This window comes from Flavobacterium sp. HBTb2-11-1 (assembly GCF_009826975.1).
Classification (GTDB): Bacteria; Bacteroidota; Bacteroidia; order Flavobacteriales; family Flavobacteriaceae; genus Flavobacterium.
This window is the reverse complement of the sequence record NZ_WUMO01000003.1, coordinates 350,796-369,402: the sequence shown is the minus strand read 5'-3', so window position 1 is coordinate 369,402 and position 18,607 is coordinate 350,796. Positions and strand designations below refer to the sequence as shown.

Genomic DNA, 18,607 nt, shown 5'->3' with positions numbered 1-18,607 from the left:
TTAAACCCAAGCGGGCATTTGTTCTAAAAATGTTCTATTCTTTTGCATGAGCAAATTACCAGCTGATTCGTACTGTCGCATCACCAGGAAATTCAAATTCATCCCCATTCACGGCTTTAATTTCGGTATATTTGGAATTCTCTTTAACCTCTACCTTAATTTTTGATACGGCAGTTTTGGAAAGCCCGCTGACTTTCATTAGAGCCTTAAACTTTGGACTTCCAGCTACTATAAAGGTGGTCTTTTTTTTTGCGAAGCGGAACTTTACTGCAGGATAATTGATAAAGCCTATTGCATTAAGTCCCTTTAGCCTAAAATACTGTCGGGGTACCACTCCGAAAGCGAGCCCTGCCCCATAAACCTCCTGTCCGACTTCACCAGATTTCTCCCACCCATCGTGAATGTCTTCCAGAGGCACCCAGAGCTCTTTCTGCACTTCTCCTGTTTTAATCTCTTGAGCAATCATGTCTTGAGGCAACAGTGGCGGATAATAGTAGGCAAGTCTTGCTGAAGCATATTTAATGAACTCAGGAATTAAGATTTTTAATGCGGGGAGTATGTCAATACCTTGTGTCACTTCCATATAATGATGAAGAGCGGCATAGACTTCAAACTCTTCGTAAGCTGCCGTATAGGGCGCATCGTCTAATGGAAATACCGAAAAGAAGCTAGGAAAATGCTTTCCATAGCCGTAGCCGCAACTCCAGAGCTGCATGTTTTTAAATAGGCCAGCTATACAGCTATAGCTCAGCTTGAGGAACTTCTCATCATTGGTTTCGAGGTAGAGCTCTGCCAATGCACCGGCGGTAAAAGCTGTATTATTGGCCTGATAGAAAATGTCAAATCCTAGCCCTTCTAAACTTTTAAGTGCACGCAGGGCTTCATTTAAAAAACGCTTTTCATCTGTGAGCTTGTACGCCATCAGCATCACATGAGCATATGAGCCTGGCACATCCTTCTCCCCTCCCTCTCCTGGCTGGGTTTCTGCCTTAATTACCTCATAGGTTGTCATCTTATAAAAAACTGGCCAATTATAGTCAAAATGCCGTGCGGTCTTTACGGCATAATCTACGGAATCCAGAAAGAGCTTCTCTGCAATTTTATCCCCTCTAAGGGCTAGACGCGCCAAATTTAAAAGCGGATGATGGAGGTACCAAGAATCCATCACCATCTCACGTTTCTGCTCTTCAGATTTGTCTAGCTGGTCTACAAGAGCGGGATGCCAGCGGACGATGCTTTTGACACGCTCATCATAGAAGTCCTCAAGTCCCATATCCAGATCATCATACATGGGATGGGAACTTTCAGACCAGGCTAAATATTCGTGAAGAGGCAGCTTCACAGCCAGCTGTACCATAATTTCAGCAGGGGTTTTATAATCGCACACATAAGCATTCAAAAAAGGCGAACTGTTGGCCATCGTCCAGCATCCTTTATTGAGGTGAAGTTGCCCTAGCACTTTCTCCGCTACACTAAGCCAGTCCTGATAAACAGGTTCAGGCTTTTCGATATGCTGGTAGATAGTGCTAAGATGATTTAAAAATGTAGAGGTCGTCTCACTTTCTTCCTTCATGATCTTTTCATCAAGCAAAACAAAAGCATCCGAGATAATAAATTCCATCCCTGCAGGAATGGGCTTTTCAAGGTTTACCGGAAACTCAAATCCGATTTCTGGCCACTTTCCTCCGACTGTTTCCGAAAGCGAAGTCTGCGATGTCTCGCAGTAGGCAGACATGGCGCTTAGATTTTGGAAATAGAAGACCGATCCTGTTTCAGGTCGAGTCATGCTGAAAAAGATATGCCCTGAGCGCGCGCCCTGCTGATGTGAATGAATGATCCCTGAGGTATTCTCTACCCTGCCGTCATAGGTTAGTGGCACAATATCTCGAGGCCAGAATGGAATCAGTAGAGAAAAAGCCGCTGTGAATGAGGTAGTATAACGAAACAGCGCTGAATCTGCCTCTGGAAAGCAGAGCCTTACAGTATAATGTCCCAGTCTAGTCCAAGCTTCTATTAGCAAATCATTTTCCCGCTTCTTAACCTGAACTTTATAAAAATTGCTGTTCATGCCAAAGGCCAGTCTAAATGCCATTCTTCCAGATTTAGGCCACTGCACGGCAAGCCATAGGGAATCTCCAGCATTATATATCTGAAGTTGGTATTCGAAAAGCGCGGTTTCATGCAGCAACTCGGCATTTACAATATCTGCGTGAACAGTAGCTGTCCAAGGCGTAACAGGATGAAGCATATCGATAATGTTTAAATTAATAAATCAAATTTGTCTCATAAATGACGCTGTTGCTTATATAATACCTCTGAAACCTTACATAAATTTAATCTCCCTTTTTCGTTCGCTCTAAAAATATAAACAGAGTTTAAGACTCCTTTATCTTCATTTTTCATAAGCGTAGCGGACGTTTTAAAAAAAAGAGTTTCATTTTAAAACCGTTCTTGCTAAAATTTCGTTAATACCTAAATACCAGCGAACTAAACCAGTGTTGTTTAACCTAATAAAAACTAGATTATGAAAAACGAAGTTAAAATCCAGGCAGTAAACCCGTCCCTGGACAGCAGAAGAAGTTTTTTGAAGCTCAGCGGCTTGGCTCTTGCCTCCGCCAGTCTTATTATCGCAGGATGCAACGACAGTGATGATGACCAATCCATGCAGGAGGATACCCTTCCGGGCGTCCGCAATGGCGTATTCGATTTAGGCTCGGGAGATTTCGGAGTGCTCACCTATGCCTATGCCTTAGAACAGCTAGAAGCCGACTTTTACACCAAAGTCGTTAACTCCTCTAGCTTCAACAGCGCGTTCAGTTCTCTAGAACGCGAAGTACTGACTGATCTTTATCATCATGAGGTGGTGCATAGAGATTTCTTTAAAGCTGCCTTAACCGGAGCGCTTCCTAATCCGTCCACACAACTACTGCCAACGCTTTCTTTTAACTATGGTTCTCTAAACTTTAACAGCCGCACTGAAGTCCTTGCCACCGCCAAAGCGCTTGAAGATACAGGAGTAGCTGCTTATAACGGAGCGGGAAGATTAATTAAGACAGCCGATTATCTGCTGCTGGCAGGAAAAATTGTTTCGGTGGAAGCTCGCCACGCATCGGCTATCCGAAGCCTTATCAATCCTAACTCTAAAGATTTTGCAGGAGATGATATCGTGAATATGTCAACAGGACTAGATGACGCGAAGGATCCTTCAAAGATACTTCCGATTGCTGGAGGATTTATCTCCACTAAATTTACCGCTAAATACCTGCCTTAATGCTAACCTTAAAAACTGAAAATTATGAACATCCTAAAATTTATAGAATCCTTCGCCGATGAGCGCATAATGCAAAGCATGGGCACTAGAAGAGACAGTTTTGCTCAGTTTGGAAATATCGGAAAAAATCTGGCTATGGCCTCAATACCTTTCGGGCTTTCTGCCTTGAGCAGCAAAGCTTTTGCCAAGGATATAACAGCTACTCCTGCAACGCCAATAGGCGCACTGCAGTTCGCTCTCACCCTTGAATACCTAGAAGATGAATTTTATGCTATGGCACTGGATTCAGGTGTCATCCCAGCATCTGAGAACGGCGGTAGGGATTTGAAGGTATTCCAGCAGATCTCAGCCCACGAGTCCGATCATGTTAAATTTCTTATTGCAGGACTTGGAGGAACAGCAAGTGCCAATTTTGTTGCTAAGCCGACCTTTGACTTTACAGTTGGAGGCGCTTTTGATCCTTTTAATGACTACCCCACTTTTCTGGCTTTGGCCCAAGCTTTTGAAGATACGGGCGTAAGAGCTTACAAAGGACAGGCCGCGAATCTTATTACTACGCCAGATCTGCTTACCGCCGCTCTGCAGATTCACTCAGTAGAAGCACGCCACGCGTCTGAGGTCAGAAGACTAAGAGGTCTCAAAGGCTGGATTTCTAATACCGAGAGAGGTGCTGGAATGCCTGCTGCCACTCAGGCCGTTTATGACGGAGAAGGCGTAACTGTACAAGCTGGATTTAATACCGCTGCCGCGTTTGGAGCTGCCGCAGGATCAGAAGCTTACGATGAGCCTTTAACTACCCAGCAAGTAGTGGATATCGCCAATATCTTTATCGTCTAATATTCTAAACAATACTAATATCTGCCGCCTGCGTTCTAAAGATGCAGGCGTTTTTTTTGTAGCAAAGGCAGACAGTTATAGAAAATATCCTACTGCTCAATCTAGTCGAGTGTAACTTGACTAAAATATAAGGATTCACCCAACCCGCTCAAACAAAAAAGCCCCTCAAAAATTAAGGAGCTTCTTGGCAGCCGACGGGTGCCTGAAAAGGTATGGGGCAAATTAACTAAATCATTGTACAGAACCTTCAGACGAACCCCGTCGGTCCCCTGTTTCTTTTCTGACAGATTGTACAGTATTTCGCCACACCAATGTATATCAAAATTAGCAAAAGCATTTCTAGTTTTTCTTACAGAATATCAAGTAGAAATTACAGCTTTTTAATGTGCTAATATTCTAAATGCCCCCTTCTTTTCTTTATGGGCAGAAAGATTTATTTGCTTTTCAATATATTCTTTTTTGTTGTTTTTATTAAATTAAACTTATTTTAAGCGTGTTATGCTATAAGAAGTTCCTTTTTTAGTCTCAAAAACTGCTGTGTAACCAATAGACGATTTTTCACTTTTGATATTCAGTTTTTCAATTACAAATGGCTGCGCTGATCTTATAGAACAAGTCCCGCCAATATTAGACAAAATTGTTGTCTGGCTCATTTTACCTTCATTCCATTTGATATCTACAGTAAAATTACCTTTTGCTGTAATTCCCTTAATTTCTCCGTCTTTCCATGAATCTGGCAAAGCAGGAAGCAGATGTATCTCTTTATTTTGGCTCTGCATCAGCATTTCTATTACACCGGCAGTTCCAGCAAAATTTCCATCAATCTGAAATGGCGGGTGCGCATCAAAAAGATTCGGGTAGCAGCCTCCTTGACGTTTGTATTTTGGATCATTATCTTTTGTCAGTCTTAATTGATTTTTAAATAATTGATAGGCATGATTTCCATCCAAAAGTCTTGCCCACATATTTACTTTCCATGCCAAACTCCAGCCTGTTCCATCATCTCCGCGAAGTTCTAGCGTTTTCTTTGCCGCAGCAGCCAATTCTGGAGTTTGAAGAGGAGAAATTAAACTGGCTGGATGCAAAGCATACAGATGAGAAGTATGCCTGTGATGCGGATCTTCTTCTTCAAAATCTTTATACCATTCCTGCAATTGTCCTTTACTTCCAATTTGAAAAGGAAGCAATTCCTCTCTCGCATGGTTTACTTTTTGTCTAAACTCTAAATCGGTATTTAAAACCTTAGAAGCTTCGATCGTATTTTCAAATAAATCTTTTATGATTCCGATATCCATTGTAGAAGCTGTTGTTACAGTTCCCTGTTTCTTTCCGTCATAATAAAATATATTTTCTGGAGAGGTTGACGGCATGGTTACCAGATGGCCATTTTTATCTTTTTGAAGCCAGTCTAAACTAAATTCTGCCGCACCTTTTATAATGGGATATACTTTTTTCAAGTATTCTTTATCGCCAGTATATTGATAATGTTCCCATAAATGCCTGCTTAGCCAGCTGGCTCCCATGTACCAGTTGGCCCACATAGGATCGCCTTTTCCAAAATCGCCTACCGGATTGGTCATAGCCCAAATATCAGAGTTATGATGCAAAACCCACCCCTTGGCATGATAATAACTTTGAGCTGTTTCTGCTCCTGTAACAGAAGCATTTTTAATGAAGTCGTCGAGCGGAAAAAACAATTCTGACAAACTTCCTGATTCTACAGGCCAGTAATTCATCTGCAAATTAATATTGGTCGTATAATTACAGCTCCAAGGTGCACGAAGCTTATTGTTCCAAATTCCTTGCAGGTTTGCTGGCGCATTATGCGTACGCGAAGAAGAAATCAGTAAATATCGTCCAAACTGAAAAAACAAAGCTTCGAGACCAGCATCTTTTTCACCTTTTGCATATTGCTCTAATCTTATGTCAGTTGGGAGACCTGATTTGTCGGTTTCTTTTTCATTCAGCTTTAATGAAACCCTATTGAAGAATTTTTGAAAATCAGCAATATGTTCTTTCAATAGAACATCATATTTTTTACCAGAGGCTTTTTTTATGGGAATTTCAGCAAGTTTATGTTCATCTTTTCCTTGACCATCCGGACATTTATCAAATCCGTTGAAACTTGTCGCCGCCGAAACGAAAAGTAAAATCTCGCTGGCATTTTTAATAACTAATTTATCTCCTTCTGTACTTAATTGACCATCTTTTACAACTGGTTTAATGATCAGTTCAAAACGCATTCCTCTACATCCCGTTGCATCTTCATACATAACAGGTTCTTTATTGTAATCGATATAATTAGGATCGGCATGTGAAGGCGCTTTTCCTTTTACAACCAATGTTTGATTTTGTACTGCTTTCTGATTCTTTAAAAGACTTGCCGCATCAATAGTCACAGAAATTTTTTTCAGCTGGTTTGCCGAAAGTTTAATTACAATACATTGTGCCGGCGCCGACGCAAATATTTCTCGTTTGTAATGTACTCCGCCAGCATTAAAACTCGTTACGGCTAATCCGGTTTGTATATCTAAGCTTCTATCGTATGATGCCGCTTTTTGCCCGCCAAAATCCTGCTTTAAAATAAGATCTCCTAAAGGCATAAAACTTTCGCTATATGGTCCTTGCATGTTTTTGGTCAAAACATTAGCTTTTTCAAAATCTTCATTTTGAAGCGCTTCTCTAATTAAAGCTAAGTTTTTGAAAGCATCTGGATTTACATTTTTATGAACTGGTCCTCCACTCCATAAAGTAGCTTCATTTAACTGAATTAACTCTTCTTCAACCCTTCCAAAGACCATTGCGCCCAGCGTACCATTTCCTATAGGCAGTGCCTCTGTCCATTCAACAGCGGGCTGTTTGTATTGCAGTTTTAAATCTTTTTGCGCAGAAACAGAAACTCCTGCTAATGCAAAGAGCAGAAAAAAACTTTTTTTTAAACAATGATGCGGCATGAATTTTACTTTTTGATGAAATTAATTAAATCGTTTTCAATTTTAACACTGTTACTGAATACGGAGGAAGATTCAATAGCTGGCTTCCTTTCGTAATCTTATATTCGCTCTGTTTTGGCGTGATTTTTTTTGGATCTGCAAAAGTGTTTTCATCTTGCAGATTTGCACTTACTAGTCTAATCATGCTTCCTTTTGATCCTAATTTTGCTCCTTTCAAATCAATGTTAACCTCTTGGCTTGAGGCTGCAGTATTGACCAATTTCACAATAATTTCTTTACTGTTCGCGTCTTTTACTGCCGATGCGTATAAATCATGCTGGCCGATTAATGCTTTTCCATCCTGTGTAATGCTCAATAAATCGGTTCCTTTATTAGTTGAAAACAATTGCTGCACATAATAGTTTGCCGAACCATAAGATTGAAGATTATTAAACCAAATCATATCCGGTGTCCACTGCCAAGCGTCTTCATGCGCCATCAATGGTGCGTAAGAAGTCAATTGCACAACTTCAGCATTTCTTTCCAAACCTGTCATAAAAGCCGCTTCAGAAAAAGCACATTCCCAATTGTTTCTATTATTCGGATTCGCTCCTGAAATACTTTGCGCTGCATACTCGCCCGCAAATATTTTCGGCCCTTTTCTATCGTATTTGTCATAACGCCCAGCATTTTCTCTAAACCATTGCGGACTTCTATAGTAATGCTCGTCTACCAGTTCTGCATTTAGCTTTTTAAGTTCTGCCATCGCATAATCAAAATGTTCTCCGTCTGGCGAAGGTCCGCTTCCAGATACGATAACGATATTCGGATATTTTGCTTTGATTGCTTTTTCAAAAACTTTGTAACGGTCTATGTAATCAGGTCCCCATTGCTCATTTCCAACTCCGATATATTTTAAATTAAATGGTTGTGGATGTCCCATATCTGAACGGACTTTTCCCCAAGTTGTAGTAACAGCGCCATTCGCAAATTCGATCAAGTCTAAAGCGTCTTGCACATACGGATCCAATTCGTTTAATGGAGCGAGTTCTCCTGTATTGTATTGGCAAGCCATTCCGCAGCTTAAAATGGGCAGCGGTTCTGCACCAATATCTTCTGAAAGCTGGAAATATTCGTAAAACCCTAATCCGAAGCTTTGAAAATAATCTGGAGTCAGTTTGTGGTTGAATTCAACATTCCAACGGTTCATCATCGTCTTTCTGTCTTCTACATTTCCAACTGATTTTTTCCACTGATAACGATCAGAAAGTGTTCTTCCTTCTACGATACAGCCTCCTGGAAAACGCAAAAAACCAGGTTTCACATCATACAACAGCTGCACAAGATCTTTTCTTAGTCCGTTTTTTCTATTCTTCCAAGTATCTTCTGGGAATAGCGAAATCATATCCAGATCGATAGTTCCTTTTCCTTCAAACGTTATTTTTAATTTGGCTTTTGCTTCTGTTTGAGTCCCTACAATTTGCGCGGTATAATTTGTCCATTGCGCCGAATTTGGAATAATGCTCGTTTCTCCAATTACTTTTTTATCCTTATCTATTAACTGAAAAATAATCTTTTTGATTTCTCCATTAGGGTTGGACGCTTTCAAAGAAAGATTGTATTTTGCATCTTTCTTCACTCCCATCCCACGGAAACCTTCATTTATTAAAGCATATCCTTTGTCGTTATTGATTTCAACTCTGCAAAAATTGGTATTGTCCTTCGATAATTTAATAGGTAAAGCAATTCCAGATTCTTTATTCATAGAAGATCTGTCGCTATTGGGTTGCTCCCATCCCATTAAAGGTTTTTCAAATTCAAAAGATCGGTTTTTAATCATTTCAGCGTATAGTCCTCCATCTGCAGCAAAATTGATGTCTTCAAAAAACAAACCGAACATGGTCGGCTGAATTTTAGTTATAGTTTTGGAAGCATCAACTTCTAAAGTCGCTTTTTGAGCATTTCCATACATACTGCTAAATAGCAAACCTCCTACGAATAATGTTGAAATTACGTTTCTTTTCATTGTATTGTTTTTATATTGAGAATATATCTGCAATGTATTAAATAATCTTTTTTAAAGCGTCTCTATATTGTGATTTTTACACTTATTTTTTTCAAGCATAAATTACTTCTTAACCGACTCATACTTGCTTGGGAAAGCGGCTTCTCCGTCCAAATTAACAACCTTTAATACATCAACATTTTTACTTTCAACTGCATGTTTAAAATAATCGGGTCTATTTTTTCCCCATTCCACGGTACAATTCTGAACCTTAACACTTTCAGCCGAATCAAAATAGAAACCGGAAGTGCTCCCCTGCACAAAACCTTCCACATTTGCAGGGCGTCTGTCGTAGAATCCTCCAGGAAAAGAAGTTGTTTTATCTATAAAAACACTCACATTATCAAATACAATATTCTTGATTTTATCTTTCGATTCACCGCTAACAAAGACACCGTTTTCTCCCGTACATTGAATATTGGAGAAGTAAATATTTTTGATTTCGCCTACTTTTCCTTCTGTCGCGCCTTTTGGAAAACGCCAGTTGGCATCTTTATGATTTATTTTGGCTCTTCTAAAGGCGGTTACATAAATTGGTTCTGCTTTTCCCCACCACGTGTCGGTATTTAATTTGCTTTCGATAATGATATTAGAAAAAATAACATCGCTTACTGTGCCTTCGTCTCTGTTTTGGATTCCTAAAGCACGATTGCTGTTTTTAATGATGCAATTGTTGAAAACGACTTGTCTGATGGCATCCATGTTCTCTGAACCGATTTTAATGGCGCAGCTGCTGCTGGTCATAGTACAGTTGGTTACCGTAATATTTTCACAAGCTCCAAATTCTTCAAATTCTCTTCTGTTTTTTAAGCAGATGCAATCGTCTCCGCTTTCAATATAACAATCGCTGATTCGCACGTTTTTAGAATGATCCAAATCGATTCCATCGCTATTGCGGACTTTCAAGCTGTTTAACAAAGTAATGCCGCTGATTACAACATCGTTACACCCTACTAAATGAACTGTCCAATAAGCCGAGTTTCCGATATGCACATCATGTATTCTGATATTTTTTCCTCCAATAATCGTCAAAACGTGAGGTCTTGGATCTAGAACGTTGAATGGTTTTAGAACATACGCATCTTCTTGTTCTTCTCCCATAAAAGAAATTCCGTTTCCGTCTATTTTTCCGCTTCCACTAATGGTAAAATCTTCCACGTTTTCTCCTCCAATCCAAATCGTCCCTTCACCTGGATTGGTTCTGAAAGCACTTTTTGTATAGAGTTTTTCATCTGGACTTGCCAGTAATTTCGCCCCAGCTTCGATATGCAAATCTACTTTTGATTTGACGTCAATTGGTCCTGCTAAAAAGGTAAATGGTGCTGGAATTAAAACTCTTCCACCCGTTTTGCTGCAAGCGTCGATTGCTTTTTGAATAGCTGCAGCATCATTTGTCTTTCCGTCTCCTTTTGCTCCGTATTTTTTAACGTCATAAATCTTTTGTGCCGAAACGGTTAACGAAAGGCAGAAAATTAGCAGTGTGATAATCGATTTCTTTTTCATATTTTTTATTTTTTTTGCCACAAAGGCACAAAGGCGCTAAGTTTTTTTCACGCAGATTTTTCAGATTTAGGCAGATTTAATTAGATTTTTTTTTATAAGATATCTGTTAAATCTGCTTAGGTTTTTTTCAATCTGCGTGAAACAAAAACACTTTGCTTCTTAGCGTCTTTGCAGCCAACTCTTAATGGGCAGACAATTCAAATTTATTCTGTTCTGGTTCTATTTTTCTTTTTGCAGCTTCGCTATCCAAATTGCTTCCTATGACATCTTTAAAAATAATTTGACTGACTTTATCTGAAGGAATATCAATTGCCTTCATCGCTAGATTTTTTACATCATCAAAAACAAAAGCAGGACGAAAATCTTCTTTATCCAAAATCAGTTTGATATTTTTCATTTCAATTCCGTTTACGTGACGGACATAAAATCCCCAAGAAGGCAGTTCTCCAAACATGTTAAATTCAGGATAACCGTTTATGTTTTCTTTCACATCTTTTAATCGGCTTAGTGGATGATATGCCATTCCTTTTGATGCCCTTCCTGGATAAATGATTTCAATATTTTCTAATGTCACATTTTCAATTAAATGCCCCGGAATTCCAACAATAGAAGATGGAAACGGATTATGGAAATAATCAACCTCAGGCCCGCGCATATCGTAGTCAATATCAGGACGACCAAACGGTACTTGCACTTTTACGTTTTTTACCGATACATTTTTAATAGATCCTGGTTTATCTCCGTTTCTATGCCCCAAACGAATCAATATTGCATTTCCTGTATTAACAGCTGTAATATCTGAAACTTTGATATTCTCAATTTCGGCTCCGTCAACAGATTCAATCGCTACTGCGGATCTAAACGTGTCAAAAACTTTGATATTTTCGATGGTTACATTTTTGAAACTACCGTAAGAACCTGTTCCAAATTTCACAGCATTGGCACTTGATCTAATGGTACAATTTCCAATGTAAATATTGTTATTGTGAAGTCCCGGAACTTCCGATTTCAAGCAGATTCCGTCATCGGCAGTGTTCACATTGCAATTGGTTATTCGGACATTTTCGCAACCATCAACGTCAATTCCGTCATTGTTCCAATACGCTCTGCTTTCTACTTTCATAAAATCAATGACAATATTCTTGCATTCTCTAAAACATTGTGTCCAGCCTGGACTATTTTTCAAAGTAATATCAGTCATTGTAATCGAATCGCATTTTACAAACGAAATCAGTTTTCCTCTTCCATCTTCAGGACGCATTCTTCTGTAATTATATTTCGGATCTATTCGAACTCCCGTGTGATGCAGCGAATCAATTGCTAAAGCCAGTTCTCTTCCCTGTCCATTTATAATGCCTTTTCCTTTTACCGCCATATTTTTAGATTCAGCTGCAATAATCAAAGCTCTTATTCCTTCATATTTCGGATAATCATCTGGTTTGGTGCTTCCTAACAAAACGGCATCTTCTTCAAAAAATAATTCTACATTACTTTTTAAAACAATACTTCCCGATAAAAACGTCCCTTTAGAAAAAAGAATTCTACCCCCTTTACTTTTATTAGCTGCATCAATGGCTTTTTGGATTGCTTTTGTATTTAAAGTTTTACCATCTCCCACAGCGCCGTATTTTTTAATATCAAATACTTTTTGCGCTGAAACAGTTAAGCAAACACAAAAAACAACCAGTATGATTACAAAATTTCTTTTCATTTCTATTTTTTTTATGCCACAAAGACACTAAGTTTTTTTTAACCTTCTCTCCTTAATAAACTTTACGCTTTTGCGAGCAATTTTCAATTTAATCCTTTTAAATAAACTTTGAGTCTTTGTGCCTTCGTGGCAAAACATAAATTACCAGAAAACAGTGTACAAAGCCACTAAAATTCCACAGATAATAAAAGACCCAACTATAAACTCTGATGATACTTTAAACATCGATTTATCAACTTCAATTTTATGAATTTCAGCTTCCTCTTCTGATACTGGTTTGGCTAAACTGATTCCCACCATTATCAATACAATGATAAAGAAAACAATAGTCATTCTGTCTAAGAAAGGATAATCAGGAAAAGCTCCTTCTGTCCACATCGGCAAGAATTTTAAGACCGCTGCAATAGGCACCGTTAACAATGCCCCTGCCAATCCTGCAGCTGGAGTTGTTTTTTTCCAGAACATTCCCAACAAGAAAATCGCTAAAACTCCTGGCGAAAAGAATCCCACATATTCTTGTATAAATTGATACGCCTGATCTAATGATTTTAATGCAGGAGCTACAAAAGCTGCAATGATCATACAAACCACCACACACCACTTTCCTATACGAACCAATTTTTTTTCTGATGCTTGTGAGTTGAAATATTTTTTATAAATATCTAGCGAAAAAATAGTTGAAATACTATTGGCTTTTCCAGCCAAAGAAGCCACAATTGCCGCTGTTAAAGCCGCCAATGCCACTCCTTTTAATCCTGCGGGAAGCAGATTCATTAAAGTCGGGTACGCATGATCTGGTTTTAAAACTCCAGCCGCGTCAACCATTTCCTGCTGAAACGTTCCGTTTTCATGCATGACAAACATGGCAATACCCGGTAAAACGGCAATAATTGGAACCAATAATTTTAGAAAAGCGGCAAATAAAATTCCTTTGCGCGCTGTTTTTAAATCGGCTCCTAAAGCTCGTTGAACGATATATTGATTGCACCCCCAATAGGCCAGATTGTTAATTAACATTCCCCCAACTAAAACCGACATTCCTGGCAATTCATTATAATGCGGATTGGACTTATCTAAGATCATATGCAAATGTCCTGGGGCTTGATCGGCAATTACAGACAATCCTTTTAAGATATCCTTTCCAAAACCGAATTGGTCTGACAATAGTGTCAAGGCCAAATAAGTTGTTACCAGTCCACCCAGAATTAAAACAATAACCTGAAACATATCTGTGTATCCGATTACTTTCATACCACCCAAAGTCACAATTACAGCAAACAGACTCAATCCGATTACACAAAACTGAAAACTTATCGGTGCAATGGACGAAATGGCCAAAGCGCCTAAATAGATAATCGAAGTAAGATTTACAAATACATAAATTAAAAGCCAAATTATGGCCATGATCGTGCTTACGGTTCCACTATATCTTTTGGCTAGGAACTGCGGCATGGTAAATATTTTATTCTTCAAATAAACGGGAAGAATAAACATGGCCACGATAATCAGAGTAGCCGCAGACATCCATTCATAAGAAGCAATGGCTAGTCCAATGGCAAAACCCGAACCGCTCATCCCGATAAAATGTTCTGCTGAAATATTAGACGCAATCAAAGAAGCTCCAATTGCCCACCAAGTAAGCGAACCCTCTGCTAAAAAATATTCTTTGGAACTGGTTGTTGCAGTTTTTTTGCTTCTATAAATGTACATTCCATAGGCCGTGACTATGATAAAGTAAATAAAGAAAACAATGTAATCTGCGGTTTGTAATACATTCATAATGTGTGGTTATTGTGTGGTTAGATAGTAAAATGTATTGTAAGATCTGATCGCATCAAATCTTGAGAAACCATTTTCTTTTATACAGAAAATAAAGTAAAAGAAGCTGTACACCAGTTACTGAGAGAGCAACAAATACTGGCTGCCATATCATTGGCAAATACTGTATCATACCTCCAAAAAAGTAATCAGCAGTATGTTTAAAATCTACAGAGCCTTCGGCTGCGATATATATTAAAATCGAATTTGAACCAATTAAAATCAACGGAAATGCCCATTTATGAAAGCCAGACAAATCAATTATCAAATAGAAAAAGATAAAAAATAAAATACTAAATCCGCCGACAAAACAGACAAAAGAGCTTGTCCATAAATGCTTGTTAATTGGAAAATCAATGTCCCAAATTAAACCTGCAATAATTAACAAAACAGCTGTCAAGGCCATCAAAATTAACTTTGCATTTATTGAAAACTGATTTTTTGTTTTTAAAAATGTTCCTGTAAAAACTCCTAATAATGCCGTAGAAATAGCGGGAAGAGTCGAAAAAATGCCTTCTGGATCATAAACGGTACTGTGAAGTCTGCCCGGTAAAAATAGGCGGTCAATATATCCTTCTAATGATCCCTCTTTGGTTAAAACTCCCGCTCCAAACTCAGGAACTGGTATCCATTTCATGGCCGCATAATAGCCCATCAAAATGCCTAAAAACCATATGAACTGTTTTTTGAAATCAAAATTCAAATAAATCATTCCGGCAAAAAACCAAGCTATTCCAATTCTTCCTAAAACACTCGCAAAACGGGTATGGTCAAAGCCATCAAAACGCAATAATCCATTTACTACAAAACCTAAAACCACTAAAATAATGGTTCTCCTCAGCATAGAAAGGTATATTTTTCGTTTTTCTTTTGAGGGCAATTCCTGCGGAGTTGATACTCCCGCTAAATTCATTTTCTTCTCAAAAGAATATGGCATAGAAACGCCTGCTACAAACAAAAACACAGGGAAAATCATGTCATAGAATGTAATGCCATTCCATTCCGCATGATGCAATTGCGATGACATCCAGAGAAAAATAGGAATTGGGGCCGCCTTGGCTAGAGCATGAATTATATGTTCGCCACTCATAATCCAAAACATTACAAATCCGCGCAGCGCATCTAAAGAAATTAATCTTCCGTTTGTAGGGTTACTCATTTTTTAGTTCTAGTTTTAATTTTCTATCGCAGTATTCAGTAGCAGTCACAGTATTCAGTGTTTATGTTACTGAAAACTGTGACTGGAACTAAACAACAGGTTATTTAAAGTGGTTTAATAATAAATCCGTAGCTGTATTCGCTTTGGCTTAATACATATTGTTCGTGTGGCGGTTGTCCCCAGCTGTTGTCGCCTCCTAAACCTCGCTGGGTTAAGTCTACACAAACAACTACTTCATCTCTTGGAGTGATGTCACTGGAATGAAGGTTCTTTTTAGAAATCCCACCATCAAAATCGCTCGGATAATTATTCAAAGTACTCATACATAAAGGCTGCAGACCTTTTATTTCCAAGCCATTTCCTGTATTGCTTGATAATTTAAACCAGCGTATATCGGTCTTATATCCATTTTCCTGAGGGCGCGTATAAGGCACATATTGGTCTGCAACTTTACTGTTATAAATTCCTTTGAATGAAGAAGTTTTCCTATCTGGATAATTTTCTAAAGGACCTCTTCCGTAATAATCCAGATTCTCCAAAGTATTTTTCAAGGTGAAAATCATTCCGAAACGCGGCAGCTCTGGCACTGGATTATTTCCTTTTTTATAAGAAGCCTGAATTTCCAAAGCACCGTCATTTCCTAATGCATATTTAATAGTGTAGTCTGAAGCAACATCATTCAACTTCAATTTAGCAACAATATATTGCTTACCGTTTTCTTCAATTTGCTGAATATTTTCTAGCGATGTATTTTTTCCTGCCGTTCTCCAGACATTGGTTCTAATCTGCATTTTGTTTCCAAAATCATTATCGGTTGGCGCTCTCCAGAAGTTAGGTTCAGGATATTGCTTAAAATATTCTTCGCCTTTTATACTGTAATAAGAAATCAGTCCAGTCGATTTGCTGATTTTAACTGTAACATTATCAGAAGTTAAAACAAACTGATCTTTTTCATCTTGAACTTTCGAATTGTTTGTTTTTTCAGATTTTTGGAAATATTTACCGTCTTCGATTACAAATTGTTCTTTCGCAACCTCAAAATTCTGAGGCAGTAAATCTGATCCCGTTTTGGTGTAAGCAAAAACATTTAGCAAATATTCTATTCCTTCTTTTGATTCTAATTTTGGTAAATCAAGTTTGAATTGTTTTTTAGTTTTTGGATCTAAATCAACATTCAAATTTCCTTCTTTGATTACTTTACCGTTTTCTAAAACTTCATATCTAAAGTTGTACTTGTTCAGGTTTGTGAATCCAAAATCATTATTAATTTCGATTATACCATTTTTGATATCGACTGCTTTGAATAAAATATTCTGATATACTTTCTTCACTTCAAATGCTCCAGGATGCGGCGTTCTATCAGCATAAACTAATCCGTTATGGCAGAAATTTTCGTCGTTTAGATAGTTTTGGCTTCCCATATCGCCTCCGTAAGTCCAATATTTACGACCCGCTTCATCAATTCCATAAAATCCCTGATCTACCCAATCCCAAATAAATCCGCCCTGCATATTTTTGCTGCCGCGAATGATGTCCCAATATTCCTGAAAGTTTCCGCTACTGTTCCCCATGGCATGCGAATACTCACACATAATGAACGGACGGCTCACTTCTTTTCTCGCAGCATATTCTTTCATGTATTCAATTGTTGGATACATTGGGCAGACGATATCTGTATTCTCATTTTCTTTTGCCTGTTCAAATTGAACCAAACGCGAATTATCTCTTTTTTTGATCCATTTATATGCCTCATGAAATACTGGTCCATTAGCACTTTCGTTTCCTAATGACCAAATGATTACCGATGGCATATTTTTATCTCTTTCTACCAAGCTATAAATTCGGTCTAAATGTGCTTCTCTCCATTCTGGAAGATGGCCCGGATTCGTTTTTGGATTCATCCACTTTAGAGGCTGTCCTTCTACTCCCATTCCATGGCTTTCAATATTGGCTTCATCCACCAAAAACAAACCGTATTTGTTGCATAATTTTACCCACAGAATATTGTTCGGATAATGACTGCAGCGTACAGAATTGATATTGAGCTGTTTCATCATCTGAATGTCTTTCAACATCGTGGCTTCATCCTGATAATGTCCAGTTTCTGGATTATGTTCGTGAATGTTTACGCCATGAACCATTAATCGGACACCGTTTACCAATAATTGTCCGCCTTTTAGTTCCACTTTTCTGAATCCGATTTGGGTTCCAACGGTTTCTACAATTTCTCCTTTTGTAGTTTTTAAAGTCAAAAGCAAAGTGTACAAATTCGGCGTTTCACTACTCCACAATTTCGGACTTGAAATACTTTGAGAAAAATTAAGATTCTGAATTTTTGAAGCTTCAAAATTGATATTGAATTCTTTGCTAAAAACATTTTTGCCCGAGGCGTCAACCAATTTTGCAACCAACTTTTGGTTGTTTACTGCTTTTGAAGTCAGATTTTTTAAACTCACATCAACATTTAAACTTCCGTTTTTATACTTTGCATCTAAATCTGGTTTTGCAAAGAAATCCGAAATGCGAACATTGTCAGTACTATACAAATACACATTTCTGTCAATTCCAGAAAGTCGCCACATATCTTGATCTTCTAAATAAGAACCATCGCTCCATCTGTAAACTTCAATAGCCAAATTATTTTTACCCGGTTTCAAATATTTCGAAATATCAAATTCTGCGGGGCTTTTAGTATTTTCTGTGTAACCCACTTTTTCTCCATTTACCCATATGTACATTGCTGAAGTTCCTGCTTCGAAATGAAGAAAAACATGTCGGCCTTTCCAATTTTCAGGTAGCACAAAATCTTTTTTATAAGACCCAACAGGATTGTCCCAATGATTAATAAAAGGCGGATTTTTTTCGAAGGGATACGTTATGTTGGTGTAAATCGGAACTCCATATCCGTTTAATTCCCAATTCGAAGGCACTTGAAGTTCTTTCCAGTGTAAAGTGCTGAAATCTGTTTTATAAAAATCCTTTGGGCGCTCATCTGGTGTTGGAGCCCATGAAAATTTCCATTTGCCATTCAAAGAAAAATACCAAGGTGAGTTTTCATACTTATCAATGATTGCCGAAGTTTCGTCTGCATATGGAAGAAAAGCTGCTCTTGCGGGTTCTCTGTTTATTTGAAACACAAGAGGATTTTCCCAATCGTTGCGGTCTTTTTCCTGTGCCAAAACAGCTGCGCCACAAAGTATAAACAGGCTGAATAAAAGTATTTTGGTTTTGGTTTTCTGCATTTGTTTTGGTTTTAGATAGCTGACATTATTTTTTTTTAAAAAACACATAGAGACATAGTTTTTTCCTT

The 18,607-nt window shown here is 38.2% G+C and carries 10 protein-coding genes; 2 read left to right on the top strand and 8 right to left on the bottom strand.

Features of this window, described 5'->3' with window-relative positions:
• Positions 1-55 precede the first annotated feature (55 nt).
• Entirely contained in the window at positions 56-2,248 is a 2,193-nt protein-coding gene (locus GR162_RS08600) for a hypothetical protein (RefSeq protein WP_160781803.1), read from the bottom strand.
• 276 nt (positions 2,249-2,524) lie between these two features.
• Between GR162_RS08600 and GR162_RS08595 the strand changes: the two genes are divergently transcribed.
• Both GR162_RS08595 and GR162_RS08590 read left to right on the top strand, forming a co-directional pair.
• Positions 2,525-3,271 carry a ferritin-like domain-containing protein gene (locus GR162_RS08595; protein ID WP_160781802.1) on the top strand — a complete coding sequence of 249 codons (747 nt, stop codon included), beginning with the start codon at positions 2,525-2,527 and terminating at the stop codon, positions 3,269-3,271.
• 24 nt (positions 3,272-3,295) lie between these two features.
• A complete protein-coding gene (locus GR162_RS08590; protein WP_160781801.1) occupies positions 3,296-4,108 on the top strand; it encodes a ferritin-like domain-containing protein in 813 nt (270 codons plus the stop codon).
• A 482-nt stretch (positions 4,109-4,590) separates the two neighbouring features.
• On the opposite strand, the gene GR162_RS08585 is transcribed toward GR162_RS08590, so the two are convergent.
• The 7 genes from GR162_RS08585 to GR162_RS08555 all read right to left on the bottom strand — a co-directional run bounded on the left by GR162_RS08585 (position 4,591) and on the right by GR162_RS08555 (position 18,539).
• Entirely contained in the window at positions 4,591-7,062 is a 2,472-nt protein-coding gene (locus tag GR162_RS08585) for a glycoside hydrolase N-terminal domain-containing protein (RefSeq protein WP_160781800.1), read from the bottom strand.
• A gap of 25 nt (positions 7,063-7,087) precedes the next feature.
• Positions 7,088-9,067, bottom strand: coding sequence for an alpha-L-arabinofuranosidase C-terminal domain-containing protein (locus GR162_RS08580; protein WP_160781799.1), 1,980 nt, complete (start codon positions 9,065-9,067; stop codon positions 7,088-7,090).
• Between the two features lie 102 nt (positions 9,068-9,169).
• Positions 9,170-10,609, bottom strand: coding sequence for a glycoside hydrolase family 28 protein (locus tag GR162_RS08575; RefSeq protein ID WP_160781798.1), 1,440 nt, complete (start codon positions 10,607-10,609; stop codon positions 9,170-9,172).
• Positions 10,610-10,790: 181 nt separating this feature from the next.
• Positions 10,791-12,320: a glycoside hydrolase family 28 protein gene (locus GR162_RS08570; protein ID WP_160781797.1), complete on the bottom strand. Its 1,530-nt coding sequence runs from the start codon at positions 12,318-12,320 to the stop codon at positions 10,791-10,793.
• A 141-nt stretch (positions 12,321-12,461) separates the two neighbouring features.
• Positions 12,462-14,099: a sodium/sugar symporter gene (locus GR162_RS08565; RefSeq protein WP_160781796.1), complete on the bottom strand. Its 1,638-nt coding sequence runs from the start codon at positions 14,097-14,099 to the stop codon at positions 12,462-12,464.
• A 55-nt stretch (positions 14,100-14,154) separates the two neighbouring features.
• Positions 14,155-15,297 (bottom strand): acyltransferase family protein, encoded by a 1,143-nt coding sequence (locus tag GR162_RS08560; RefSeq protein ID WP_160781795.1) that lies wholly within the window; start codon positions 15,295-15,297, stop codon positions 14,155-14,157.
• A gap of 104 nt (positions 15,298-15,401) precedes the next feature.
• On the bottom strand, positions 15,402-18,539 hold the full coding sequence (locus GR162_RS08555) for a glycoside hydrolase family 2 TIM barrel-domain containing protein (RefSeq protein ID WP_160781794.1): 3,138 nt from the start codon (positions 18,537-18,539) through the stop codon (positions 15,402-15,404).
• Positions 18,540-18,607: the final 68 nt, after the last annotated feature.